Origin of the sequence: Microcoleus sp. FACHB-672 (genome assembly GCF_014695725.1) — a bacterium.
Lineage (GTDB): Bacteria > Cyanobacteriota > Cyanobacteriia > Cyanobacteriales > Oscillatoriaceae > FACHB-68.
The window spans coordinates 71270-95849 of record NZ_JACJOU010000020.1 but is presented as its reverse complement, the minus strand read 5'-3'; the positions used below and the strand labels follow the sequence as shown (position 1 = coordinate 95849).

Annotated in this window: 24 protein-coding genes and 2 tRNA genes; 9 read left to right on the top strand and 17 right to left on the bottom strand. The window is 46.4% G+C overall.

Annotated elements, in window-relative coordinates:
- Window positions 1-4: 4 nt before the first annotated feature.
- From H6F56_RS16445 to H6F56_RS16430, 4 genes are all read right to left on the bottom strand, one after another.
- Entirely contained in the window at window positions 5-499 is a 495-nt protein-coding gene (locus H6F56_RS16445; protein ID WP_190670109.1) for an ATP-binding protein, read from the bottom strand.
- A gap of 79 nt (window positions 500-578) precedes the next feature.
- Complete coding sequence (locus H6F56_RS16440) at window positions 579-1580, bottom strand: anti-sigma factor antagonist (protein ID WP_190670106.1); 1002 nt, start codon at window positions 1578-1580, stop codon at window positions 579-581.
- Between the two features lie 604 nt (window positions 1581-2184).
- Window positions 2185-2574: a hypothetical protein gene (locus H6F56_RS16435; protein WP_190670104.1), complete on the bottom strand. Its 390-nt coding sequence runs from the start codon at window positions 2572-2574 to the stop codon at window positions 2185-2187.
- Between the two features lie 307 nt (window positions 2575-2881).
- Window positions 2882-4306, bottom strand: a complete 1425-nt coding sequence (locus H6F56_RS16430) for a dihydrolipoyl dehydrogenase family protein (RefSeq protein ID WP_190670309.1) — start codon at window positions 4304-4306, stop codon at window positions 2882-2884.
- Between the two features lie 124 nt (window positions 4307-4430).
- Between H6F56_RS16430 and H6F56_RS16425 the strand changes: the two genes are divergently transcribed.
- Window positions 4431-5042 (top strand): cupin, encoded by a 612-nt coding sequence (locus tag H6F56_RS16425; RefSeq protein WP_190670102.1) that lies wholly within the window; start codon window positions 4431-4433, stop codon window positions 5040-5042.
- Window positions 5043-5208: 166 nt separating this feature from the next.
- On the opposite strand, the gene H6F56_RS16420 is transcribed toward H6F56_RS16425, so the two are convergent.
- Entirely contained in the window at window positions 5209-5664 is a 456-nt protein-coding gene (locus tag H6F56_RS16420) for an ABA4-like family protein (protein ID WP_190670100.1), read from the bottom strand.
- Between the two features lie 33 nt (window positions 5665-5697).
- Here H6F56_RS16420 and H6F56_RS16415 point away from each other — a divergent pair, with 33 nt between their 5' ends.
- From H6F56_RS16415 to H6F56_RS16400, 4 genes are all read left to right on the top strand, one after another.
- Window positions 5698-6645, top strand: a complete 948-nt coding sequence (locus H6F56_RS16415; RefSeq protein WP_242032048.1) for a leucine-rich repeat domain-containing protein — start codon at window positions 5698-5700, stop codon at window positions 6643-6645.
- A 1185-nt stretch (window positions 6646-7830) separates the two neighbouring features.
- Window positions 7831-8682, top strand: coding sequence for a hypothetical protein (locus H6F56_RS16410; RefSeq protein WP_190670098.1), 852 nt, complete (start codon window positions 7831-7833; stop codon window positions 8680-8682).
- Between the two features lie 36 nt (window positions 8683-8718).
- A tRNA-Arg gene (locus H6F56_RS16405) sits at window positions 8719-8804 on the top strand.
- Window positions 8805-8982: 178 nt separating this feature from the next.
- The gene (locus tag H6F56_RS16400) at window positions 8983-9912 is read left to right on the top strand and encodes a hypothetical protein (RefSeq protein WP_190670096.1); all 930 of its coding nucleotides are present in this window, start codon (window positions 8983-8985) and stop codon (window positions 9910-9912) included.
- Window positions 9913-10396: 484 nt separating this feature from the next.
- Here the strand turns inward: H6F56_RS16400 and H6F56_RS16395 are convergent.
- Window positions 10397-10478, bottom strand: a tRNA-Leu gene (locus H6F56_RS16395).
- Entirely contained in the window at window positions 10442-10666 is a 225-nt protein-coding gene (locus H6F56_RS16390) for a hypothetical protein (protein ID WP_190670094.1), read from the bottom strand. Before H6F56_RS16390 ends, H6F56_RS16395 begins: the two co-directional genes overlap by 37 nt.
- Before the next feature lie 175 nt (window positions 10667-10841).
- Between H6F56_RS16390 and H6F56_RS16385 the strand changes: the two genes are divergently transcribed.
- The gene (locus tag H6F56_RS16385; RefSeq protein WP_190670092.1) at window positions 10842-11615 is read left to right on the top strand and encodes a tetratricopeptide repeat protein; all 774 of its coding nucleotides are present in this window, start codon (window positions 10842-10844) and stop codon (window positions 11613-11615) included.
- Between the two features lie 124 nt (window positions 11616-11739).
- Here the strand turns inward: H6F56_RS16385 and H6F56_RS16380 are convergent, their stop codons facing one another.
- The 3 genes from H6F56_RS16380 to H6F56_RS16370 form a co-directional block, all read right to left on the bottom strand.
- A complete protein-coding gene (locus H6F56_RS16380) occupies window positions 11740-13578 on the bottom strand; it encodes a TonB family protein (protein ID WP_206753411.1) in 1839 nt (612 codons plus the stop codon).
- A gap of 177 nt (window positions 13579-13755) precedes the next feature.
- Window positions 13756-14517: a precorrin-2 C(20)-methyltransferase gene (locus H6F56_RS16375; protein WP_199312958.1), complete on the bottom strand. Its 762-nt coding sequence runs from the start codon at window positions 14515-14517 to the stop codon at window positions 13756-13758.
- Between the two features lie 32 nt (window positions 14518-14549).
- Window positions 14550-15014: an NUDIX hydrolase gene (locus H6F56_RS16370; RefSeq protein WP_190670088.1), complete on the bottom strand. Its 465-nt coding sequence runs from the start codon at window positions 15012-15014 to the stop codon at window positions 14550-14552.
- Between the two features lie 202 nt (window positions 15015-15216).
- Here H6F56_RS16370 and H6F56_RS16365 point away from each other — a divergent pair, with 202 nt between their 5' ends.
- Complete coding sequence (locus tag H6F56_RS16365) at window positions 15217-15921, top strand: esterase/lipase family protein (RefSeq protein WP_190670085.1); 705 nt, start codon at window positions 15217-15219, stop codon at window positions 15919-15921.
- Window positions 15922-16007: 86 nt separating this feature from the next.
- On the opposite strand, the gene H6F56_RS16360 is transcribed toward H6F56_RS16365, so the two are convergent.
- Window positions 16008-16616 carry a glutathione S-transferase family protein gene (locus H6F56_RS16360; RefSeq protein WP_190670083.1) on the bottom strand — a complete coding sequence of 203 codons (609 nt, stop codon included), beginning with the start codon at window positions 16614-16616 and terminating at the stop codon, window positions 16008-16010.
- A gap of 360 nt (window positions 16617-16976) precedes the next feature.
- Between H6F56_RS16360 and H6F56_RS26425 the strand changes: the two genes are divergently transcribed.
- Window positions 16977-17303 (top strand): hypothetical protein, encoded by a 327-nt coding sequence (locus tag H6F56_RS26425; protein ID WP_242032047.1) that lies wholly within the window; start codon window positions 16977-16979, stop codon window positions 17301-17303.
- Window positions 17294-17464 carry a DUF4351 domain-containing protein gene (locus tag H6F56_RS26420; RefSeq protein WP_242032046.1) on the top strand — a complete coding sequence of 57 codons (171 nt, stop codon included), beginning with the start codon at window positions 17294-17296 and terminating at the stop codon, window positions 17462-17464. Before H6F56_RS26425 ends, H6F56_RS26420 begins: the two co-directional genes overlap by 10 nt.
- A gap of 3 nt (window positions 17465-17467) precedes the next feature.
- Here the strand turns inward: H6F56_RS26420 and H6F56_RS16350 are convergent, their stop codons facing one another.
- From H6F56_RS16350 to H6F56_RS16325, 6 genes are all read right to left on the bottom strand, one after another.
- Window positions 17468-19393: a cation:proton antiporter gene (locus tag H6F56_RS16350; RefSeq protein ID WP_190670081.1), complete on the bottom strand. Its 1926-nt coding sequence runs from the start codon at window positions 19391-19393 to the stop codon at window positions 17468-17470.
- 327 nt (window positions 19394-19720) lie between these two features.
- Window positions 19721-20887, bottom strand: a complete 1167-nt coding sequence (locus tag H6F56_RS16345) for a murein transglycosylase A (protein WP_190670079.1) — start codon at window positions 20885-20887, stop codon at window positions 19721-19723.
- Window positions 20888-21258: 371 nt separating this feature from the next.
- A complete protein-coding gene (locus H6F56_RS16340; RefSeq protein WP_190670077.1) occupies window positions 21259-21522 on the bottom strand; it encodes a hypothetical protein in 264 nt (87 codons plus the stop codon).
- Between the two features lie 664 nt (window positions 21523-22186).
- Window positions 22187-23404 carry a bifunctional phosphopantothenoylcysteine decarboxylase/phosphopantothenate--cysteine ligase CoaBC gene (coaBC, locus tag H6F56_RS16335; RefSeq protein WP_190670075.1) on the bottom strand — a complete coding sequence of 406 codons (1218 nt, stop codon included), beginning with the start codon at window positions 23402-23404 and terminating at the stop codon, window positions 22187-22189.
- A 75-nt stretch (window positions 23405-23479) separates the two neighbouring features.
- Window positions 23480-23692 carry a DUF2555 domain-containing protein gene (locus H6F56_RS16330; RefSeq protein ID WP_190670073.1) on the bottom strand — a complete coding sequence of 71 codons (213 nt, stop codon included), beginning with the start codon at window positions 23690-23692 and terminating at the stop codon, window positions 23480-23482.
- 84 nt (window positions 23693-23776) lie between these two features.
- Window positions 23777-24400 (bottom strand): alpha/beta hydrolase, encoded by a 624-nt coding sequence (locus H6F56_RS16325; protein WP_190670299.1) that lies wholly within the window; start codon window positions 24398-24400, stop codon window positions 23777-23779.
- Window positions 24401-24580: the final 180 nt, after the last annotated feature.

The window sequence follows — 24580 nt, the reverse complement described above, 5'->3', positions numbered from 1 at the left end:
TTGATTATTTGCTAATGTTCTTTTGCATCAGCAAACAATTGCGCTCGTCTGGTGTTCGCGTATACGAAAGCTCATCCATTAGCTTGTACATAAAGATCAATCCATTGCCATGCGGGTCGGGATCGCCAGGGCGAAAGAGCGCTAGGTTTTCGTGCAACCTTTTTTCTAGGTCGAACGGTTGACCTTGATCCCAAATTCGCATTTCCATTCTGTGTGGAAAAAGTTTGACCTCAATCTCAATTGGGGTCGTCTGAGGCAAGTTTCGGTGGGCATGGCGCACCGCGTTCGTCAAGCCTTCTGCAAGGGCTGTTTGGCATTGCCACCAAACGTTACAGGGTAGCAGCGCCAGCTTAAACTGCTCAAACCATTGCAAAACTTCGGCTAGAGAATTCAGTTCCGTCAATACGGAAAGCTGCGCTTGTTTGAGGGGTTGTTCTTGTTTCTCTGGTTTTTTTCTCAGGTGGGATTTCCACCAGCTGCCAAGGTTGTCTAACACCATCTTCTCAATGAAGAATGAAGAATGAAGAATGAAGAAGGAAGAATAAAGAATTCTCAATTCTTAATTCAGAAATCTTCCCTCACATCGCACCGCTGTTTTTATTAAACAGGACCAGAACAGTTTGGATAATTAATTTTAAGTCATATATAAGGCTCCAATTCTTTTGATATTGCAAATCCAGGCGGATCACGTCCTCAAATTTGCTGATGCGAGACCGGCCCTTTACTTGCCATTCGCCGGTCATGCCGGGTTTGACATCTAAGCGCTGCCATTCTGGCACTTCGTAACGCTCTACTTCATCTGGGGTCGGGGGGCGGGTGCCAACTAAACTCATTTCCCCTCTGAGCACGTTCCAAAACTGCGGCAACTCATCCAAACTGGTTCGCCGCAGAAACCGGCCTACTCGCGTGATCCGGGGATCGTTGTCGTTTTTAAATAATGGGCCTTCTACTTGGTTGGCGACTTGTGACTTCAGCGCTTCTGCATTGACGCACATGGAGCGCAGTTTCCACAACCGAAACCGCCGGCCCATCCAACCGCAGCGGATTTGACTGAAGAAAATCGGGCCAGGATCGTCCAGTTTGATGGCAATCCCAATGGGGATCAGCAAAATTGCCGTCAGAACCAAACCTACCAAAGCCCCCACCACGTCTATCAAGCGTTTGACCCATGATCGTACCGAGGGATGGGTCGTCGGTAGCTGATTTTGGACGCGACGGGCGCTATTGGTTGTCGCCGTTGTTTCCGTTGCGGGTTCAATTTTTAAAACTTGATCGAGTCCAGTTATGGACAGGACTGCCATGACTTGGGGCTGGACAGTTTGCAGCACCAATTCAATTCCCTGCTGTTGGGTGATTCGCACATTATTGACCAAAGCCCCTACCCCACTGCTGTCCATAAAGTGGGTTTGGCTAAAATCAAGGATGATTTTGCTGGGAATGGGGCTTTGCTGGCAAAGCTGTTGGCAGGTTTGCTTAAAGGCGACTGCTTCTAGCACGCTGAGGCGAGCAGGCAGCTGAACCAAGGGAATTTCGTTAGTGACTGTAACCCGAAAGTCTGCGTCTGAGGGTTGGCTAACCATAAAAGCCTGATACTAAGTTACGCTCGCATAATTTTATTTTGAAACTTTGGCGAATGATTTTCATCCTTATCTGGCTAATCCTAACTGAGGAAACAACTTAGTATCAATCCCACTCACACTTTTCTAACACAGTTGCTTGAACAAAAAAAAGTCCCCTAGCAATTTATGTCAGATATCTTTAATTTAAGGAAAAGTTTTTACCGGCCAAACTGACCGCTTTGGAATGCTTCGATCTAGCCGGCTGTATTGCCGATCACACAAAGCCGCATCCAAAACTCAAATTGAATAAGCTAATAGTCGCTTTTGTCAAGCTTTTTTTGGCTTTTGTGGCTGGGACACCCGAACTCCCAGTGGATGGAGCGACTCCCGCAGAAATAATATAAGTTGTTCGCTACCAGTGGTTAGTTTTTTAGGCGTCAAGTGCAAAAAAACTTAACAATTTGTTTGGGGAGCGTTGAGCTTGATCGGAAGGCAAACTAGGCTGCCGGCAGAAACATCATAGCCCTTCCCTTGCCACAGCGTGATCCCCATTAAAAAAGCCCACAGAAGCAGGCTCTAGCACAGCAGGTCAAATTAGATGTAGCCCGGCCAAACAAAATATTTGCTAATTTGCACTTCCAACCTCGGATGGGTGGGAGAAAATTTTACCCATCATAAACTTAGGTGGAAATTGTCCTAAGTCTTCTGGATTGGTAGAATCCTCTGCTATTTCAGGCGGGGCCACGCAGATACCTGTCTGGGCGACTCCAGGCATCAGGTTGGTTACTTGAGTGATGATGCTGCCGATGCTTTCGGCTAGTTGCTTTGCCGCGTCTAGGGAAGGAGCCAAAATGAAAAAGGTTTTCACGCCAGTTTGACTGGGGGCAATACCAAAGGTGCAATTATCTAACAGGCTGCGGGTGGAACCATCAAAAGAATCACAGAAGCGATGTAGTAACGCTTGGTAAAAGGATTCAGCCAGAGTTCGATCATCGAAACTGGGTCTTGAGAGCATGGCAAGTCCCTCCTAGGACTGTTGGGTGCCATAAACAAATCTTCATATTTCTAGTATGGGGCATTTTTTCCCACCGACAGTGACCGATTCATTAAAATTATGTGACAATCATCTACCGGAAGAGTGATTCTAGTTATTGAGGAAGGGTGATATAAGTATGGAAAGTATGTGATATAGATCACTAATCGGAACGAATGGATGAGATAGGTGGCTAGTGACCAGGCAGTACAGCAGCACGAGCGTAAAAAAATTGAAGCGTGAAAGAGTAGCAGACAAAAAAGGAGAAACGCGTTTTTGCTCGGTCTGCTTAGAAGGATCGGCGCAATTGGAAGAACTTCTCTAGAATGCTCTGCAACCGGCTATTTTTGGCATATTTTTGCTTGGTGAGCTGCAAAGCCGCTTTACTGTTAACTTCTGCCAGGGTGGGGTAGATGTGAATCATGCCCGTGAGGGCCGATACCTTGAGCCGGTTGGACATCGCCAAAACGACCTCGTGAATTAACTCGCCGGCAGAAGGGCCAACGATATGAGCGCCGAGAATTTCTCCGTTACCTTTAGTAATAATTTTAGCAAATCCACCTGTCGCTGCTTCTGCTTGAGCGCGATCTACAGAGGCAAATTCCTGTTTAAGTACCAGAATGCGATCCCCGTAACGGTTTCTCGCTGCTTCCTCTGTCAATCCGACCCTAGCAAGTTCAGGATCGGTAAAGGTTGCCCAGGGAATCACCCGATAATTCGCTTTAGTTAGGGGAAAGAATAAAGCATTTTTCAGCACCACACTGGCTTCATAGCTGGCAACGTGGGTAAATTGGTAGCCGCCGATCACATCCCCACAGGCATAAATGCGGGGATTGGTTGTTTGCAGTTTGCCGTTTACCTGAATTCCCTGTTTACCGGCTTCCACACCGGCAGCTTCCAAATTCAGAGATTCTACATTCGCAACTCGACCGGCAGCCACCAAAATTTCAGCCGCGACAATTTTCTGGTTTCCCATCCACAGAACTTTTTCACCCTCCAGCACTTCCACCCGATCTACTCGTGTGTTCGTTAGCACTCGAATGCCTTCAGATTCAAACTGGGCTTGCACCGCAGCCGCAGCTTCCGGGTCTTCTTTGGGTAAAATGCGATCTTTGCTGGCGATCAGCGTCACCTGCGAACCTAAGCGGGAGAATGCTTGACCCAATTCGCAGCCAATTGGCCCCCCACCGATGACGGCAAGGGATTCTGGACGCTGTTGCACAGAGAAAACTTGCTCGTTGGTTAAATAACCGGCTTGTTGCAGTCCCGGTACAGGGAGAAGTGCCGGTTTTGAGCCGGTGGCAATCACAAATGCTCTGGCGCGGAGTTTTCGGCCATTTACCTCAAAAGTCTGCCCGTCAAGGAATTGGCCCGCTCCAAAGATGACTTCAACGCCTAAGCTTTCAAATCGTGCCGATGAGTCATTGGGTTCAATGGTGGAGATGACGTGCTGAACGTGCCGATTGGCTTTGGCAAAATCAATTTGGGGATCTTGGTAGGAAATGCCAAAACGCTCAGCATTTTTGACTTCATAGGCGATACGAGAGGCGTGAATCAGGGATTTGCTGGGTACGCAACCCACCCAAAGACAGTCCCCTCCCAAGCGATCCCGTTCTACCAAGACTACTTTTGCTTTCAGTTGCGCTGCCGCACTAGCGACGACTAAACCCCCAGATCCACCGCCGATGATGACTAAATCGTATTCAACTGCCACGATTTCACCTGTTATTCCCGTGTTGCGTCGTAACTTTAGCTTAGCTTGTGATGCAGTTAAAGCTGATTGAGCGATTCGGTTCAGTAATATTTGTTGCACCGATATTTTTAAGTTTTGCCTTTTTATGGAAAGTCATGATTGGTTAGTCACCGATAGCGGGCAGTGTCAAGCTTGTGTGTTGCTGAGCGAGAGTGAGTGGCCAACCAACACTTACCGGCTCTATCGGTTTCTGACAGAGGTGGAAGATATTCTGTTGGAGGTACAAGAAGATCGCCGGCGTCTCCAAGCAATTCGCCCATTGGTGCGCCGGTTGCTCACGAGTTCCTATTGGCTGCAATGTACTTATCTTGAACCTTCCCCGGAAACGGGATGGTCGGTTTTAAAGCTTTACGAGGAGCCAAATTTTCCCCTATGTGTGCAAATTGTATCTTGGCTGCCTGGAAAAGTTTCGGCGATTCACCATCATGGGACTTGGGCAATGGTGGCGCTAATTAGTGGTCAGGAGAAAAATACGTTTTGGCAAAGAACCGGCGAGGCTGAATTTCCAAATCGAGTTCAACGGGTTGGTGAACGCATTTTGGAGGGTGGGGATATTCTGTGTTTTACGTCTAATGTTATTCATTGTGTTGAAGCTTTCGGTGATGAGCCGGCGGTGAGTTTTCATATTTCTGGGAAACCGGAAAAATATTCACCGTTGAAGTTTGAGCCGGTGAGTTCTACAGCTAAAATTTTGTAAGCTGTTTGGCTGCGAATTAGGTTTTTTTTAACCGCAGATGGACGCAGATGAACGCAGATGGTTTATCTGTATTCACCTAGGTTCGGATGTTTTTGTTAGGGGTTCCCTGCGTCAACCCAACCTGCCAAGAATTGAGTGCGGTTTTTGTGAATGCTGGAAAATAGGGTTAGGGTGTTGTTGGTGTTGGTTCTGTTTGAGGTTGTGGGAAGAATTTCTGACTTACCCAAGCGGTGAGAATATGGGAGAGCAAGCCTAACGGGCCGGCAAACAAGCAGAGGGCGATAGAATGAATTGTCCAGGTGCCGGTGCGTTGTCCTTCTAGGTAGATCCAACGACCTACAAATAGATCCATTACTAGAAAATGTACCCAGCCGGTTGCTGCGGCTCTTTCTTCAGCGAAGAAGCGGGCGATATCTGCTAATTTTGGATTGGATAATGCTTGAGCAGATTCAGATGTGATGGTGCCGCTGAGCAAAAATAAGTACAGCGCGGCTAAGATCACAAAAGGTATTAGGGATTGCATAATCTTTCGGGTGATCCCCCAGTTGGGCAATAAAATCATTAATGTCCAAAAGGGTAAGACGAATAAATTAGCGCCGGTGAATAGTTGTTCGATTGTCATAACCTGGTCGTGACTCCTGCGTGATGGAAGAGAATGTTACTGAAAATTTTAGGCAAAAATAACTCGGCTCGCGCAAAAATCTTTCAAGCACTCGTTTCTGTGAGTATTGCTCTAACACTCTCTTTAGAAGTTTACAGGGTGCCGGCGTCTATCGGTCAGCCGGTGCCGGCAACGATGTTTAAAACGTTTGCTGATTGGTGCTTCAATCAAGCTAATCTTTCGGCTGATGTAAAACATACGGTTGAGGTGCTATTAAAAGAAGCCGGCACTTCTGATTGTGATGTGGCAAACAAGCAACTTTCAAGACAGACTATTCTTATCCTTAAAGGTCAGCAAATTTCTAATCTTAGCCCCTTGCAATCGCTGACTAATTTAACGAATCTATATCTCAGCTATAATCAAATTTCCGATCTTACACCTCTGCAATCTTTAACCAATCTCACTCATCTAGACCTTTACGAAAATCAAATTTCCGATCTCACGCCCCTGCAACCTTTAACCAATCTCACTTATCTTTCTCTGAGTCATAATCAAATCTCAGATATTACGTTGCTGAAATCGTTGACTAAGTTAACGACACTATCTCTAGATTTTAATCAAATTTCTGATATCAGTTCCTTACAATTTTTGACAAATTTAACAGGACTCTATCTCACCGGCAATCAAATTAAGGATCTCAGTCCGCTGAAGCCGCTAGAAAACTTAACCGCTCTTTTTGTTAGCGGCAATCAAATCAGAGATATTAGCGCTTTGCAAGAATTGAGTAACTTAACGATCCTTTTTCTTAGCGTCAATAAAATTAGAGAAATCGAGGCTCTGCAATTTCTGACGAATTTAACTGAACTTAATTTGAATTCCAATCAAGTTAAAAATATTAGTGCTTTGAAATCTTTAACGAAACTAACAACGGTTAATCTGCGGCAAAACCGAGTTTCTGAACAAGCTTGCCCGGTTCAACCTGAGTCAATTTGTAAGTTTTAGCTTTAATGTAGATTAACAAAATATTTTACCACTTCCGAAATTAATGAGCGCAAAACTTAATTATTTTAAACATAATCACTACAAAGCTTGAAGAATTAGAGTTTGTAAATATGCCAATGTATATTTACAAATTAAGTGTACATTCCTAAAATTAGGACAAATTATTTGTGCTTCATTAGAAACTTTAGTTTTGCAACTTTTTAAAGATTGAGCAAATAAATGTTTGTTTTATGATGTCACCGTGTCACAAGATTGAGTTGCAGTTTCAGCAAAGACAGGGGTGCAAAAAGCATGGGTTACGGTTGCTCTCGGAGCGTCCTCAGGGTGGGGCGCGGTTTAAGGGACTGGCGCTTTGGGTCGATGGGTTGTGTCAGAGGTGTTGTCTGCGGCGCTAATCATCAAAAATATTTATAGCTTATCAGTATTTCAGTATTAATAAATTTATCTAATATATTTAGGAGAGTAGGCAATCAATTAAATCTTAGGCAGATCTCCTATTCCGACAGAGATAATTCTAGCTGAACTGGCTTTAACTCTTGCTGTTCTGCTCTCTTACTGCTTTGCCCATGTTTTTTGTTGTCGTAACCTTGTTGTATAGAGCTAGGCGTGTAACAACAAAAAAGCTTATAAGCTCTAAGCTGAAGTTCCGCTCAATGAATAGCCTCCTAACTCATGAAAGGTTTACCCTGTAATTGATTGAGCGATTTTTACCGGGAAGGCTTACCCATATACTTAAGATTTCCTCGATTATTTGAGGGGGAACTCACTCTTACCCTATTTCTGTGTGGGATTAACCAAAGCTTTTCTCCCGTAAGCTTTTGAAGTGACTCCTCCCGCAAGATATCCAGTAGCCGCCCTCCTCAAAATCGCCCAAGAAAAGACTGCACGAGCCTTTCCGGGAATGTTCTAGACGAAACTTCAGCTTAGAGCTTATAAGCTTTTTTGTTGCTAAAAGGTTTGTGGTTGATATTTTGTTCTTTTTTTCTAAGCCTACTTGCAAGGCGCGGAAAGATATGTTAAAACAAAAATGAAGCAACCAGCTTTCCTCAAAGCATGGTTGCCTTCATCTTTTAGTATGCCTCTGTTCTTTTTGAAAGATTTAACGCTTACCAGGCAACAATCTTCAATTAGCCAGAATTAGAGGCAGCTTTACTCCCCTGTTGAAACTTAGGAGCTAAATTTTCTATGTCATATTCTAGCGAACAATCAAACGCTGATCAAGCTAGCAGCACTGACTCCAGCCTAGCCAGAAGAAACTTGCCGCACCTCAGTACGCGCGATCAGTGCGATCTGGTGGCTTTAGAATATATCGGCAAAAACACCGACCCAGCAGTTGGTCTCGGTGTTACAGTGGTTGAGATGATGCGCGTGATGGGCTTATCAAACGCAGCCACCTCAACTCGCCTCCGTCGAATGAGCGATCCTGAATACGGGCAAATAGATAGAGCATTAATAGAGCGACGTAAGTTTGTCGGCCCTCAAGGGGCAGATTTATATTTTTTAGCGAACTGGGTAACTTTGGCGGACGTCCAAAAAATAATGGCTATGAAAGGCTATAGCTATGACAGTTACCAGGCCAGACGCAAGGAGAAAAAGCAAAGTAATAGTAGTAGCGAGTATGAAAATTGGGCAATTGATGATGTAGAAAATGAATTAATCGAGGTTGATAACAATAAAATTGACTCTCAACTTTCAGAGACTGAAGAAAATCAAAAACAATCAAATTCTTTACAACCAAGTGCGACGTATGAACTCAAGGGCAAAGACATAGATGATTCTGATTATGAAAATGATGATGCCGAAGGCATAGAAGTAGCAATTGTTCGGTTAATTACAGAAGTGGCCGAACTCAAGCAAAACTATATCGTCATTAAAGAAGAAAATGTTCTTCTTAAGGAAGAAATAGCCAATCTAAACAGTCAGTTGGCTAAAATCGAACAAAAGCTTTTGGCTGGAAGTAGTTATAAGAGGCTTGTGGCGAAATTAGATGAGGTGTTCGCTCCAAACCAAACTCAAAACGGCAAAGATGCTCATTAAAACAGCTTTGCCGCTTTGAGTTTGGTTTGTTCTTTTGGGGGTGTGGCGGAACGCAAACGCACTGGACTCCTAATCCAGCGGCCTTGACCTAGGTTTTGTGGGTGCAAATCCCACCTCCCCCACGATTAACCATTCTGCGTGGCTAAATTGAAAGGCTAAAGTCAGTATCTACAGGTTTCCTACTTCCTGGGATGCAAAACTTTAGATTGCTTATTGTGCCTATGATTATACATCAGAATTGGCGCATTTGTCACCTTTTCCAATAGCCACACAATGCAAAATTAGTCAATAGGTAGACAAATGACAAAATCACACAATTCTAAACCCAAGGATTTCTCTAAGCATCTACTTTGTAGTATTGAGGATGGTGGCGAATATTTCACAGTAAAGTCAACGGGTCGCTCTGGAATGTCCCAACGTGGCCTAGCTCGTTTTGTGGGAAAGCATCCTAGCTCTATTTGGGATTGGGTTAACAAAGTTCGCAAAGCTGACCCATTGAGCAATCAGCTACCAGAACCCCTAAAGCTTTTTGCGGGCAAGACTTTGACGCTGTTGGGGTACACCGATCCACAAGGGCGAGATATTCTTGAAGACAGGTTTTGCTCTGCCTTAGTGGAATATTTTGCTTGGTGGGCACAAGATGCTGAAGCCAACGTTCAAGCCAAGCGTGCATTTGGACTAATCCGTGATTTAGGAATGCGATTGTTCATACATCAAAAAACTGGCTGGCACCCAGTTTTTAATTCAAAAGAGTTTGAGCAGTTGCGTGAAATCCATGAACAGCGCTTAACAGCAAGAAATATCTTAAAAGACGAACTACGCCCAGAACTTATGGCAGCAGTTAAGGAGTGGCAAGTAGCGAATCGTGCATCAAGAAAGATTTACTCGCAGACTCACGATGCGCTTAATGAATGTATTCAAGGATTGAAATCTCGAGAGATTAAAGAGAGCAATAATCTTCCAGACAAGGCTTTGATTCGTGACTACTACGATACACGACCTCTGATTGATTATGGAGCAATTAGCCGTTTTGCAGGTAATCTAATCCGATTTTCTAATATTCATCCTGTAGAAGCCGTAAAACTGACTTGTGCTTGTTATTTCCCACCAAGCTACGCAGTAAAGCCTTTGCATCTGGTCGAAAATATTCACAAAGTCAGTAAAATTTTACAGGCTAAACACCAGGAAATGGAACCGTCTGAGAAGATTCCACCATTGTTACCAGGCTAATCCTTTATTGACTATGTATGAGTCATAGTTAATATTATGGCTCTTTAAAAATATAACTAGGAACTATTTACAAGTAGGTTCTAGTTATATTTTTATTTTTTGAACTTGACTGTAACTCAGTTTTCTAGCCAATTGTTTATGTATCCGTAACGACACGAAAATTATAGGCTCACCCGCTTTCACTAAGGCGATTACCTTCGACTTATCAAATTCTACCAGTTAAAGCACTTCTCCCTTACCCCTTCACTCGCTCGCAACCGCCCATAAATCACATCTATCCAAACCGTCACAACAGCCGTGCCCCCCCGCCCAAGCAGCTACTACTTTGTCCAGCTCTAGCTCTACGAGCTTGGCAGTTCCTTCCTGCGGTTCTTTCACTAAAATTAAATGTTTTGCCTCCTGAGCGCTCAAAAACCCCGGATACTGCTAATGTGGCAATCGACAAAAAAACGTTAGCTTCAACCGGCTCACAACCGGCTTCTAATGCGGATGAAAGGACTTGAACCTTCACTCCTTGCGGAACCAGAACCTAAATCTGGCGCGTCTGCCAATTTCGCCACATCCGCATGATGCGCTTTGCTATCATAGCAAAGCTTTCTGGAATAAGGAACTCCCTGAACTGGGTAATTGGAAGAAATTTTAGCTCACAGGGGCTTTGAGAGGATTTGCTAATCAGTGAGGGAGATGCCTGCCGGCTATTGTAACCATTGCAGGGGAAGGGTTGCCGGCTGCTAGTGTACTCAGCAAAACTCATGCCGGTGTGCGTCCTGCCGGCAGCAAAAGTATAAACGTTAAGATTTAAAAGGTTTACTCGCTTTCCACTTTAAGAATACCCGTTGGGCAGCACAGAAAAATGCTGAGATAGCGATAATCTTCTTCTGGGAAGGGAGTGATCAAGACAAAAAATCAAATCTAAGCGCATAAACCCTATGAATGAAGAACGCATCCAAGCTTACTTGGCGCTGATCGAATCGCTGATGACTTGTACGAGTGGTGAAGAACTGGAGATTTTGAATGCCCACCTAGACTTGATTGATGCCGGCTTGGTAGAAACGATGCAAATGGTATCGGCAAAGCTGCAAGAGGAGGGCAATCACGATGCTGCGGAGTTCTTGCAGGAGTTCGCAACTCAGCTAAATGCGGCGATGGGTAACGCAGCCGCCGCCGCAGCTAGTCCAGAGGAGTATTTCAATTTCTTGGGTGAAATCTTGCAAGTCGTGTCAGAAAATCCTGATCCGCAAGTAGTTTACCCCCTGCTGCAAAATAATGTAGATAAGCTGGATGGATTTTTCGCGCAATTGCTGCAAAGCTGGGCAATGTCAACGCTGCCGCAGGTGGATCAAGAAGAAGGCGAAGGACTTGCCGGCGTGATTGGCAATTTTAGCAATCTGATTCAGCAATTCCCAATGGGTGATAAGGGCAGTAATTTAGAGATTGCTATCACCGGCTACGAAATTGCGGCTGCTGTGTTTAGCCCGGAAAGCTTCCCAGAAGTGTGGGCTGGCACCCAAAATAATTTAGCGGTGGCTTACAGTGATCGCCCTCAAGGTGATCGGCTGGAGAATTTAGAGCAAGCCATTAGTTGCTATGAAAATGCCTTGCAGGTTTATACCTTGGATAAATTCCCAGAACAGTGGGCAATGGCTCAGCGGAATTTGGCCATCGCTGAGGATGAGCGCAAAGTTCTTGCCGGCGTGGTTTAAGTTATTTCCTGAAACCAGCCAAGTTGAACCAAAAAGAGGGAAGCTGAGATTTAAGTTTTCTCGGCTTCCCTCTGCGTTATTGTTCTGCAACCTGATGCTTTGAGAGAATTCCGCCGATCCTCAGTTAAGGCACTGAGGGAAGTGCAGATTCCTTTCTAAGCGGAGACTTTTCGGGGATCAGCTCAGGTGCCGGCTGTTGTGGAGCCGGTGTTGCAGCCTGTGTTGGAGTCGCTGCCGGCTGTTGTGGAGCTGGTGTTGCAGCCTGTGTTGGAGTTGCTGCCGGCTGTTGTGGGACAGCGGATGACTCTTTAGAAGTCTGATTCACTGTCGGCTTTTTAGGGACAGATGTGGACTTGTCGGGGTTCTGAGCCGGTGCCCCGCTTTCTGGTGCCGGTGCCGGCTGTTCGGGGATCAGGTCAGATGCTCCTGCGCCTGGTGTCGGTGCCTGTTTTTCAAGCTGTTCGGCTGCCGGCTTTTCTGGAGTTGGTGCAGACTGTTCCGGCTGAGTGGGTGCCGGCACCGGCTGTTCGGGGATCAGCTCAGGTGCTGGCTTTTCGGTTGCCGGTTTTTCCGGCGTTGGCTGCTGGTTTTGTGCTGGCTTTTCGGTTGCCGGTTTTTCCGGCGTTGGCTGCTGGTTTTGTGCCGGCTTTTCTGTTGCCGGTGCTGCATTCTGGGGTGAGTTGCCGGTTTGGAACTGGACAACTAACTGGTAAACCACCGGCTTTTCAGTGGGATCATACTGAGCCTGCATCACCGCATTTATCGCTGCCTTGTCCAGCACTTCATTCCCTGTTTTCGTTAACAGCTGTGCTTCAACAACTTTGCCTTGGGGGTTCACCGTCACCGCCACTAAAGCAGCCGCTTCTTTTTGCGGTGAACCGGCCTCTTTTGGATAGGGGGCCGGTATTGATTGGGGGCTTGCCATCACCGCATCAGGATTTGCCTTTTGTACTTGGGCAAAGTAGACGGTATAGGCTTCTGTCGCCCTCAGCCTCAGTTGGTCATTCTCTGAAATCGAGCCGGTGGCAGTTGCGGCGGCTTGTTGCTGTTGCTGCCTCTGCCGCATCATTGCCGCGATTCTTTCCTCTTGTGCCCTGCGTTGTTGCTCAGGGGTGAGTGAACTGGAATTTGGAGTGCCTGGTTTTGCTAATGCCGTTGCCCCAGTCGCATCTGTTTTACGGGCAGCTTGTTCCTGTTGCTGTTGCCGCCGTGCGATTTGCTGTCGTTTCTCCAAGGTCTGTGCAACCTTTTGTTGAACTTCCCTTGCTTGGGGGTTATCCGGTTGATCAGCCGGCAGCATTTGATCAAGGGGCGATAGCCCTGCCTGCAAACCCGGATTCGGCAATGTCCCACCTGATGTTGGAGGGGGGTTAAAACTTGTCAATGGCGGCGGTGCCGGCAGGCGATCCCAGTTCGGATAGGCCATTGCCGGCGGTTGCTTGAGGGAACCTTGCACCGTGTTGTTCGGTGGCAGGTTTGACCAATCGGGGATATCGGCGGGGGATGTCAGGTTTGACCAATCTGGGAGGGAAGTGGGAGGTATGGCGCTATATAAATCTGGTAAGGAAATGGGCGGCGGCAGATCGGTCAATTTAGGAAAGGCGTTGGGCGGCGGCAGGGGAGGAAAATTATAAGCGGTTATTTGATTATCTAGGGGCGGCAGCTTGGGCAGTTGACCTTCTCCTGGCAGCGCCGGCAGAGGCGGCAGTGAATTAATCGGCGAAGGAATCGGTGGTAGCGTAATTTGCGATCTTGTTGACAAGTCCGGCAGGAGACGCTGTTCTTGGGGAGTTAATTGAATAACATTAATTGTTGAGGCCGGCTTAACTGTCTTGGAAGACATCGGCAACATAGGCCAACCAACAGCGAGAAGTGCATGGATGCCCACTGAGGCGAAGATGGCCAACCAAGTTGGCTCCAACAGTGTTGTTCGCAGGCTATTCAAGGGGGAGGCGTTTTCCATAATCGGTACACTATAGGCCACTCTGTCGTGGCGGACTTGTCAGCAGGCAATCTATTCTACAGAAGTATTCCGCTCACAGATTAAGCGTCAGAATTACTTCAAAATTCTAAGATCGTAGAAGGGGTTTTTACCACTGCTGAGCTAAATTTTCTCTAGAAAAATGACCGCTTTGCCGGCTTAAAAGTTGCTATCCTCGAATCTGATAGGCTTCGTTCCAGACACTTGTACAATCATTAGCGAGAAATAAGGCAACTTTAAGTGGGGACGATCTCGCAAGTCAGTATAGATCACTTGGTCTGGTAAGGTAGCGCGTTCCACCACCCAAGTATTGGTTAGTAAGTTATGCCGGTGTAATAGTGCCCAAACTTGTTCATAAACCGAACTCAGCTTCATTAGCACCACAACATCTGCCCAATTTAACGCTGTTTCCAGTTCAGTGATGTTATAAAGTGCCGGCAACACGACAAGGCGTTGACCACGAATGGTTAGGGGTAATCCTAAAGCTGCTGCTGCTGCCATTGGTGAACTAATTCCGGGGATTGTCTGCACCACAGCTTCTGGGTGCAAATGTTGTAGTGTTTGCGATAAATAGGTAAACGTGCTGTAAAAGCTCACATCTCCCTCAGAGACAAACGCCACATCTTGTCCCTGCTGCAAATATTGCCAAACTGTTTCCGCTGACTGCTGCCACGCTTGTGTCAAGATTTCCTCATCTTGCACGTATGGAAAGTTTAACGCCAGTTGCACTTGTTGGGGACGCAACCATTCAGCCACAATGTCTTGGGCGATTCCCGGTTTGCCGTGAATGCCGGCTGGAAATGCCACCACCGGCACCCTTTCCAGCAGCCGCATTCCTTTGACCGTGATTAATTCTGGATCGCCTGGGCCAACGCCAATGCCGTATAATATGCCGGTTTGCACAGTTATTTCAGTTTTCAAAATTGAATGAATAGCCTGTTTAATTTTTAATTTTATTTTCTAAAGGGCGCTCCCTTTAAAGTTACCAGCTCAAGCGGGTAAATTATCCCACCGCCGGCTACATAATGACAGATTTCTCGAACATCTTGTTCGCGAAGCGGTAGCTTCTCTAATTCTTCTAACGTAAACCAGGCTGCCCCTAAAGATTCTTCATCTGCTATTGTTTTTGGGGATGTGTTATTTTGCGGACGTGCGACAAAAAACACTCGAACACGAGCCGATATTCCATCCACAGGCGTATATTCAATGCGAATAATTCCTTCAAGAATCACAGGAATTCCGGCTTCCTCTAATGTTTCCCGCTGTGCCGCCTCTATCCAAGTTTCTCCTGGCTCAATTCTGCCAGCTGGGAAATACCAGGGCTGATCGTAATTACATTCTTGAACTAACAAAAATCGCTGTTCTAACCGAACAATAACGATTGCAGAATACTTAGTCGGAATTGGTTCACGCAGCATAATGGCATTTTAAATTTTAAATTAACTTTTACTTATCAATTTGTTTATAGAGGGATGCAAAACCAAACAATATGATGGCAAAATATCATAAAATATTACCTAAGATTAACAAAACAAGGAGCTAAATGAGTGTATATTTATTCTCACTTTTTAAGCATATCTTGAAATAATTGTCAACTCAATTTTAACTTTAAAAACTAAAATGCCATTACCAACTGTTATTTTACCGGGTTATTTTGCTGGCGCTGCTGAATATCGCGAATTACAACAATCTTTGGTGGAGTTGGGTTTCCCTGCAGTGACGGTGCCGGTGCGCCGGCGGGATTGGTTACCAACGGTGGGGGGACGGTCAATTGTTCCTATTTTGCGCCTCCTAGATCGCACAGTCAAACAAGTTTTACAAGAATACAATGCTTCTCAAGTTAACTTAATAGGTCACTCTGCTGCCGGCTGGATCTCGCGCATTTATTTAGGAGAAAAACCTTACATCATTCATGGAGATGTGATGGAAGATGCCGGTTTGTGGTTCGCCCATCCATCGGTGACGACGTTGGTGACGCTGGGAACTCCTCAATACAGTTTATATGAACGTTGGACGCGCAAGAATCTAGATTTTGTCAATAATAACTATCCGGGCGCGTTTCATCCGAACGTGCGTTATATCTGTGTTGCCGGCAAGGCGATTTTTGGAGCGCGGCGTCCGGGGCAATTGTTGGCTTACAACAGTTATAAATTGACTTGTGGAATCGGCAATACTTGGGGAGATGGAATAACGCCGGTTGAGGCCGCACATCTGGAGGGTGCGGAAAACCTGGTGTTAGAAGGGGTGACGCACTCTCCAAGGCGTGTTGGTTTGTGGTACGGTTCCTCAGAGGTTTTGCCGGCTTGGGTGCCCTATTTAAAGTAAAAGGTAAAAGAAAAAATTTTTCCTTTTACCTCTATTTCAACTATCCAGCAAATATGCAAATTAGAGACGCTATTCTTAACTGCCGATTATCCTTGCGGAACTGTTGAGTTTACTGATGCGCGTTGGTGGAGAGTTTTAAACCATTGTTCCAGCTGTGGGTGCTGCCGCTGCCACTCTTCCCCAAATCGCAGGGTATAGTAGCCGAGGGCAGAAAGCGCAGCAATATCTGCAGCCGTCCAAGTTGTCCCAAGGAGGAACGGGGAGTTACTGAGTTGCTGTTCTAGGATAGGTAAGAGCCGGTCAATCGCCGCTTGATACTTTGCCTGATCGCCGGCGTCTGCCTTGTCGCCTTTACGCTTCTGATACCACAGGCCAACAATATTATCCCCTAGAGTATCGGCTAGTTCTTCCCACTGCCGGCATTGGAGGCGTTGAGCGCGATCATTGGGGTAAAAACTCGGCTCTGGATAAGTTTCGTCAAGATACTCCACAATCAATGTAGAGTCCCAAAGGGTGGTGCCATCTTCTTCTACGAAGACTGGGACTTTGCCAATCGGAGAAATTTTTAGGAATTCGGGTGATTTATTCGCAATATCGGTTTCCTTGAGTTCACAAGGCAAATTTTTCTCTGCCAGCAAGATCCGCACCTTCCGAGCGTAAGGCGATCTCTGAGCGTAGTATAAGGTTCTAGCCATCAGATTAATTTGGTATCCAAAGTTACTGTTTTAGAGTTTACTCTATGTATGGATACCGAGTCTCTGCATGGAGAGAGCCGTGGATAAAAATTCGCACAGTTTGCCTATAAACTGCATAATCCACTTACCATTGATGCTAGTAATAGCATTCATGCTGCAAAGATTAGGCAGTAAATTCTCTAAGAAATTTTAGAAAATTAATTGTTAATAAAAATTACAGTAAAATACATTCAATTTTTAATAATTTATCAACCTTTTTGCTCTAACAATAGCTAAGCCTTTTACATTCAATACTGCGGATCTCCAATTGTCACCTTAACCTGTCCAATTTCACAAGTCATACCTGTATGACACAAGCCGGTGCCTATAGGATCGTTGAATTTTACATCAATTGCGCCATTCCTAGCTAACCCCGCACTGCTGCTCCTAGCCACTCTAACTCGCACCGCCTCTCCCCTAACCTTCCTAGAGCAAGTCGCTCAACAAATCGCTAGAATTAAAGACATTGATGAGTGGCGAAATATTTTAAGTTGTGCGGATATTCTCGCCGGCTTACGATTCGAAAAAGATTTGAGCCGTCAACTATTTAGAGAGGACATTATGAAGGAATCTGTTACCTATCAAGCTATTCTTGAAGAAGGCCGGCAAGAAGGTCGGCAAGAAGGCGAGTTGGCGAGTTGCTGTTAATTTTACGCCAGATCGCCCGCCGGCTGGGTGGAGTTGATTCACAGATGCAAGAACGCATTCAGCGTTTATCCATCCCTCAGCTCGAGGAATTAGGTGAAGCGCTGTTGGATTTCTCCGAGGCTAGTGATTTAGTCGCTTGGTTAGAAGCCCATCAGTCATAACTTTTACGACTCGGCTTTAACTTCTTCTAAAGCAGTTTCTAACACAGCAGCCGGGATCGGAATTTCTTCCACCGCCGGCAGCTTTTCTAGAGTTAGACGAGAATTGTTTGCACCCGATAGTCGCCTCAAAAGTTTGGGTTTAGGATCGTGCAGCAGATAAATAATTCGATCTCCAGGTTGCCAAGTTTCAGAGGCCGGCACTACCTGCAAATGCGCTTCCCGTTCCCTTAATAAGGGCACCAATTCCCCCGAACGAATTAGCGCTTGGAGATGAGCTTCTTGAAAAGCAAAGCCAGGTTCTTTAAGAAGCGTTTCCCCTAACTTTACTTCCCCGTCGCTAATATATTCGTTCCAAGCTTTACTTGGCACATCTGGCATAAACGGCTGATTTATTTTTGCTTTATTCGTGGGAGGACTGGCTTGCGGATCACGAGGGAATATTGCCAAAACTCTAGGAGGTTGAAATTCTTCCGCAGCACGCTGAGCTAATACTAAATTCACCTCACCATTGCTCGTCATTGCTAAAAATGTTCCGATTGATGCCAGTCCCGCCTCGTCCAATACATTCGTATCAAGGGCACTGCTTAAAAAGATCGGAATATTTTCTTCTTCAGCCAGCTTACAAGCTTCCGGGTTGGTATCAATTATAACGACAGATTCACCCCGTTCTTGGAATAGACGCGCAATCAGCCGTGATAGAGGATTCGACCCAACAATCACAGCGCCGGTTGCCTTTGTGGAGGTAACGCGGAGCAACTGAGCGACCCAACGAGCGGTTAATCCTTGCACAAAAACCGTCAAGATAATTGTTAGAAAAACCAGGGCTTTAATTGAATCTCCCCCGTTAATTCCGCGCTGAGTTAACAAAATTGCAAATAGAGAAGACACTGAGGCGGAAACAATTCCTCTGGGGGCAATCCAACAGACAAAGAGCTTTTGACGCCAGTTTAGCCCACTGTTCCAAGTGCAAAGCCAGACATTAATCGGGCGCACTATAAACATGAGTGCTAAGACTGTGAAAAGGCTGCCCCATCCTAAAGCGATAATACTGGCGAGGGATAAATCTGCAGCCAGCAAAATAAACAGCACTGAAACGGCTAAAATCGTGAGCTGGCCCTTAAACCGGCGCAACAAACGCTCCTCTGGCAAAGACGCCGAACGCAAAACAATACCGGCAACCACCGTTGCCATCAGTCCGGACTCATCCCGCACGCCTTGCGCCAGACAAAATAAACCCCACAAGCCGGCTAAAACGACTAAGTTTTTTAGTTCTTCAGAGAGAAACTCAGCTTTTTTCAGGAAAAAGCCCATACCCCAACCACCGGCAGCGCCGATCGCGCCGCCAATTCCTAAGCGAAGAACCAAGCCTGAAATCAGCCTTACAGGGTCAGCATCGCCATTTAAAATGATGTCGAGCACTAAAACGGCTAAAATTGCCCCCACCGGATCGATTAAGACGCCTTCGCCCTCTAACAAGGCGGCAACCTGACGATCAACCTGTACCTGTTTCAGCAATGGGCCAATCACGGTCGGGCCGGTGACAACGACAAGCGCCGCGTAGAGAAAGGCAATGGGCCAAGGAAATTCGCCCAGCCAGTGCGCCGCCATGCCTCCGCCAATGAGCGTGATTAGCGTGCCGATGGTAACCAAGTTCCGCAAACTCGTTGAAACTCTTCCGAGTTCTCGCAGTTCTAGATTCAGCCCTCCCTCAAATAAAATTAATGCTACTGAGAGAGACACAATCACCTCTAACCCCTCGCCCAGCAGGTTGGGATGCAGCACCCCCAAGCCATCCGAGCCTAAGAGAATGCCGAACAGCAGCAAGAAAACGATACTGGGGACTTTTAAATAGTCGCCCAGAACTTGAGCCGCTATTCCGCTGACGACAGTTAAAACTATCAGCAGGGTAATATCAAAAGGTGAGTCCATAGGCGTGATTCAGTGCAGACTATCCGCTTGGGGTTAAATGCCTCATTTTTCGGGTTGATCGCGACTGAGTGGAGTTGGCATAAACACTGAAGCGGGGGAGTAAAAAGTTTCCCCAGAAGTTCGTCCAAAGTCAGGGGTTAACCCAGGAAAAATGATAATCTAAAGGGTTGTTTTTGATTTTCTTGGAGCCTCAGATCCAAGTCAACCCAGAATAGCATAGCCGATTGAATGGTTTAGTTAGGGTACTAAGCTCAAGGGTGCCGGCCAGAGACTGAAGGCTAATCACTCGGCTCTGTCCGGCAAAATCTAAAGATTGTGAGCGTCTCCTTACTTGAGGAGTAGGTAATAGAGATTTCCTCTGGTGCCGGTGACACCGGCACGTTCTCCAGCCATCTTACCGGCTCCCACAAAATAATCAGCGCGACCTGGCCCTTTGATGGCGCTACCGGCATCCTGGTCAAGCACATAGCGGCTCACCAAGCGTTGCTCTATCTGACCGGCAGCATTGTGGTAAGGCAATTTTGTGTGAACCAAGGCTAAGGCACCGGGCGGCATGACGGATTTATCGGTGGCGATCGAGCGTTCCGCAGTCACCGGCACTTGCAAGCTTCCCGTCGGTCCCCCACTCTTGGTTTCTGCGAAGAAAATAAAGCGATTATTTTGCGGTAGATAGTTATTCAGTTCACCCGGATTTCTGCGGAAAAAGTCGGTGAGAACCGGGATTGTCTGGCCATCGAGCTTTAATTTACCATCGTTTGCCAGGAGCCGGCCAATGCTGGTATAAGGATAGTTGGTTGCGCCGCCATAGCCAACGCTCATCACGCTGCCGTCAGTTAACTGCAATTGCGCCGAGCCTTGGATATGAACCCAGAAGGCTTCTAGGCGATCACTCAGCCACACCAGTTCCATCCCCCGGAGTGGGCCATTCGCCGCTTGCAACCCATCGTAACCTTCGAGTTGGGCGCGAGTGGGATGGGGTTGAGACCAGTTGGCGAAGTTGGAGGGCCGGCGGTAGAGGGGATAGCGATAAACTGAAGTGGGGACGCGGCTGGCGGCAAATTGCGGTGTGTAATAGCCGGTGAAAAACACGGTTCCCCGATCATCGCTGCCGGTTGATTGGTAATACACAAATTCACGGCGAACAGCCGCTTGCAGTTCTGCCGGCGAGTTTGATTTGATCACCAGTTGCCGGAACCGTTGGAGGCTGCGACGAACCCGATCAAGAGTAATATCAGCTGCCGGATACTGCTGATAGGCTTTGGCGGCTGCCGGTGTTTCTAAATATCGTAGGCTGTTGTCAATCGCAGTTAGCATTGCTTGCCGATCACCAGGTTGGCCGGCTTTGTCCCACAATTGGTCATCTAAACCTAAGACGTTGCTGGTATTCTGACGATCTGGAATGATGGGCTGCAATGGGACACTTGAGAGTCCACTCAATTGAAGCGTTGATAAGGCGACTCCTAAACTGAGCACCAAAGCCAATTTTTTAATCATAAAGAGAAATCCGATAGAGTAGGAGACTCAGTCGCTAAGCTGCGCTGAGAGAAAAACACTGGCTGCCGGTTTTAGCCGGCTTCACGCCAATGCCATCCTGATCACTTCGCTATGTAGTCTCAATAACCCGAAAACTCGATGAAGCAATAAATCAATATTGGAGGCAAAAACAATCAGAACTGTGTCTAAATTCCGCATGGGAGTCTGAGAAGCAAGCTCAGCCCGTGGTGTGAACGATACGGCTTGAGCAACCAGGAGAATGAAGGCTGAATGTAATGGTGCCGCCAATATTGGATAGACAAGTAGCCACACTGGTTTCTACCAGAGTGGGGAGGATTTGTTTGGCACAGCCTAAATGAGAGCCAGGTGTGTCAATCTTCTTCGGTGTATCTTTCTACACTAGATGTGTAAATCGGTTCTACCCGAAGCGCCAAAATTCGGGAGGGGCGTGCGACCATATACTCACCTTGAATATTTTTGATCGGTACGCTGATGAAGTCGTTGGAATTGGATTTGGGCACTAATTCGCCGCTGTACCACTTCTGAAATTCTTGAATGGTCGGGAAACGAACTTCTTCCCGGTGTCCACCCTCCATCAAGATGTGAACGGCATATTCATTAGGGGTTCTGGGCATACAGAATGGCTATCCTAAACGCATCCCTCTCATTATGAGCAGGGCTATATAGAAAACAACGCAATTTTCTCAGAAAACTGGGTCAAAAACTCTACCTAGGATAGCAGACTCACAAAATTTTAGATTTTAGAGAAAGAAGGCTGGGATTAGCGGATGAGGGGATTGGGAAACGATTTAGTTGTTTTTAATATTTTAAACAGCAACACCCAAGGCTTTACTAACTGAGTGATTTCCTCTTGTTTGGTGATCTTTTTTAGAGGTGTACTGATTTATATTTTCACTGAGGTTGCTCAGGAATATCAGTGACATTGCTCTCTATCAACTAAGTGAGGAAGTATCAGCGTTTTGCTTGGGTGTGACTGTATTTAGACGAGACAGATTTAAGTGAAACAGCTCTTTTTACCTCTCAATTTAATGGGACTTGGCTGTTGTCTCTGCCAGGGAAGCTTTGTTGCTTCACTTATTAATATAGCACTGCATTTTGAAAGCAACTGTTCATGACAAAAAACTTTACTTTTAGCAAAATTTAGTTATTTTCTAACAGTGGAAAATGCCTGCAATGTTTGCTGCTTAATACTTTCATTAAAGTTAACAAATGTAAAATCATTAAGGCTCGGCTTGCTTAAATGTGTAGTTTAACCTGTTTGAGTAATTGTGCTTGGGATTAATTACCGGCTTCTTCTTGAAGAAAATCAAAGAGATGATGAGCGAGTTGCAGCTTGCTACAGGGGGGAATTTCAACTTGCCGGCCTTCACTATTTAGAAAGATGGCTTGATTGGTGTTGCTGCCAAAACCGGCATCCGGGATATCAATCGGATTGGCAACAATCGCATCTAATTTTTTTGTCTGTAATTTCCGCCGCGCCGGCGTCAAAATATCGCCGGTTTGGGCGGCAAATCCGATCAAACGCTGATGAGGTTGTTTGAGCGTGCTTAATTGCGCCACAATATCAGGCACCGGCTCTAAAGGTAAAGAGGCCGGCAGTGCTCGTTTTGGTAACTTTTGGGCTGTGTAATGCGCCGGCTTAACATCGGCTACCGCTGCCGCCATGATAATTAAATCAGCATCGGGAAAACATTCAAGCATTGCCTGTTGCATCTGCGCTGCGCTGCCGGCGGCAATGGTTCGCACTTGTTGCACAGAGGCGAGCATTTTTGTCTCCATTGGTGCGTGAACCAGTGTCACCTTAGCACCCCGGTGGACGGCTGCCTGGACTAAGGCGATGCCCATTTTACCTGTCGAAGGGTTACCGATGAAGCGCACCGGATCTAAGTGTTCTCGGGTTCCACCGGCACTAATTAAAATTTGTTTACCGGCTAAATCTCGTTTGCCGGCAGTATGTAGCAGCGATTCAATTTGGGTCAAAATTTGCTCAGGTTCTGCCATACGTCCGGAACCTACCCGATCACAGGCTAAAATACCGGCATCAGGGCCGACACTATGATATCGGGAATCGGTTTGAATTAGTTGCCAGTTTCGCCGCACCGGCACCTGTTCCCACATATCTGTATTCATTGCCGGTGCTAACAAAATCGGACAAGTAGAAGCGAGGACGGTATTCGTCAGCAGGTTGTCTGCCATACCGTAAGTTAATTTTGCCAGCGTATTTGCGGTTAGCGGCGCGATTGCGAAAATTTCTGCCCATTCCCCCAACTCAATATGTAGCGGGCGTTTGTGGGTGGGTTGCCAGAAATTTGCATCGGTATAGGCGGGATGCCGGCATAGGGTTGCTACCGCTAGGGGTGTGATAAATTCTTGGGCACTATCCGTCATAATTACCCGAACTTCAGCCCCAGCTTTTGCCAAGGTTGAAATCACATCACAGACTTTATAAGCTGCAATACCGCCGGTGATACCAATTAAAACGCGTCTGCCATACATAAAATTTAGAAAAAAGTAAGGGAGAACTTTTAGTCTAATTCTCCCTCACTGCTGGAGTTCCTCTGTTACTTCCCGTCAAGCTTCGTCATAAGCTTCCATATCCAGGAGGTAGATGTAAGGTTCAACGAGTTCTGGACGTTGAAATGCGATGGCACGCAAAAGGTGCCAATCATTTAGCCCCTCAAAGGCATCCGTATATTCATCTTTCTCTAGCCGTACAGCCAGTTTCGCTACATCATCTGATGTCAGAGTAGCGATTTCTTGCTTGAAAATGCTCGAAGTTACCATTGATCCGCCCTCCTTTGGTTAGCATCTGCATTAACTTTTGACTCAAGGAGTACAGATGCGACTCCGACATCTATCCTAAGCTTTTTAGCGGGTATTCGACACGGTTTCCACAATAAAACTTCGCATCAGAACAATGGCAGCCGGCACAATTTCATGCCCCATGTCGTATTCTTGATACTTCACCGGCAATCCTAAAGCAGTTAAAGTGTCTCGCGCTTGCTGGGCAGCACGCAGAGGAACCATATAGTCTTGTCGGCCATGTACAATCAAAATCGGTGTGGAAATCTTGCCGGCTGGCTGAGGATTTGGATGCAAATAGCCACTAAGGCAGATTAAACCGGCAAGGGGTAAAGTTAATCCCACATCCAGCGTCATTGCCGCACCTTGAGAAAATCCGCATAAAATTGTGCGCGAAAGGGGGACGCCGGTGGTGCTTTCGAGGGATTTTAACCAATCTTTTAATAGTTGCCGGCTTTCTGTTAATCCCTTGGAATCTTGTTGTTCCAGGTTGTACCACGCTTTGCCGGTAGACATCCGGGGATGACTAAAGGGGGCGTTTGGGCAGATAAACTGGTAATCCGGTAAATTCAACACCGGCACCACAGATGCTAAATCTTTGGCGTTGGCACCCCAGCCATGCAGCACAATGACTAAGCCAACAGGGGGTTGACCGCTTGCCGGTGGTATGGTGATAACTTCTAGTGACAGAGGGTTACTCCTTGAATACGATTTGCTAGATCGTATTTTAGACCTCATGCCAAGTGCCGGCTTACCTCTTGAGGAGAGGGTTAAGACAGAGATATTGCATCATATCGGTTCAATATCTAGTCCTTTTCAGAAGACGGGTACAAAATGTGAGTTAAGACCGAGATTTGATAGGAATCCCTA

Bases quoted from the DNA above. Each gene is read 5' to 3' on its own strand.
- H6F56_RS16370 (WP_190670088.1), bottom strand. From the start codon at position 15,014: ATGCTGCGTGAACCAATTCCGACTAAGTATTCTGCAATCGTTATTGTT.
- H6F56_RS16360 (WP_190670083.1), bottom strand. From the start codon at position 16,616: ATGGCTAGAACCTTATACTACGCTCAGAGATCGCCTTACGCTCGGAAG.
- H6F56_RS16425 (WP_190670102.1), top strand. From the start codon at position 4,431: ATGGAAAGTCATGATTGGTTAGTCACCGATAGCGGGCAGTGTCAAGCT.
- H6F56_RS16415 (WP_242032048.1), top strand. From the start codon at position 5,698: ATGTTACTGAAAATTTTAGGCAAAAATAACTCGGCTCGCGCAAAAATC.
- H6F56_RS16380 (WP_206753411.1), bottom strand. From the start codon at position 13,578: ATGGAAAACGCCTCCCCCTTGAATAGCCTGCGAACAACACTGTTGGAG.
- H6F56_RS16330 (WP_190670073.1), bottom strand. From the start codon at position 23,692: ATGGTAACTTCGAGCATTTTCAAGCAAGAAATCGCTACTCTGACATCA.
- H6F56_RS16435 (WP_190670104.1), bottom strand. From the start codon at position 2,574: ATGCTCTCAAGACCCAGTTTCGATGATCGAACTCTGGCTGAATCCTTT.
- H6F56_RS16365 (WP_190670085.1), top strand. From the start codon at position 15,217: ATGCCATTACCAACTGTTATTTTACCGGGTTATTTTGCTGGCGCTGCT.
- H6F56_RS16385 (WP_190670092.1), top strand. From the start codon at position 10,842: ATGAATGAAGAACGCATCCAAGCTTACTTGGCGCTGATCGAATCGCTG.
- H6F56_RS16400 (WP_190670096.1), top strand. From the start codon at position 8,983: ATGACAAAATCACACAATTCTAAACCCAAGGATTTCTCTAAGCATCTA.
- H6F56_RS16440 (WP_190670106.1), bottom strand. From the start codon at position 1,580: ATGGTTAGCCAACCCTCAGACGCAGACTTTCGGGTTACAGTCACTAAC.
- H6F56_RS16340 (WP_190670077.1), bottom strand. From the start codon at position 21,522: ATGCCCAGAACCCCTAATGAATATGCCGTTCACATCTTGATGGAGGGT.
- H6F56_RS16390 (WP_190670094.1), bottom strand. From the start codon at position 10,666: ATGAGTTTTGCTGAGTACACTAGCAGCCGGCAACCCTTCCCCTGCAAT.
- H6F56_RS16345 (WP_190670079.1), bottom strand. From the start codon at position 20,887: ATGATTAAAAAATTGGCTTTGGTGCTCAGTTTAGGAGTCGCCTTATCA.
- H6F56_RS16350 (WP_190670081.1), bottom strand. From the start codon at position 19,393: ATGGACTCACCTTTTGATATTACCCTGCTGATAGTTTTAACTGTCGTC.
- H6F56_RS16445 (WP_190670109.1), bottom strand. From the start codon at position 499: ATGGTGTTAGACAACCTTGGCAGCTGGTGGAAATCCCACCTGAGAAAA.
- coaBC (WP_190670075.1), bottom strand. From the start codon at position 23,404: ATGTATGGCAGACGCGTTTTAATTGGTATCACCGGCGGTATTGCAGCT.
- H6F56_RS16410 (WP_190670098.1), top strand. From the start codon at position 7,831: ATGTCATATTCTAGCGAACAATCAAACGCTGATCAAGCTAGCAGCACT.
- H6F56_RS16420 (WP_190670100.1), bottom strand. From the start codon at position 5,664: ATGACAATCGAACAACTATTCACCGGCGCTAATTTATTCGTCTTACCC.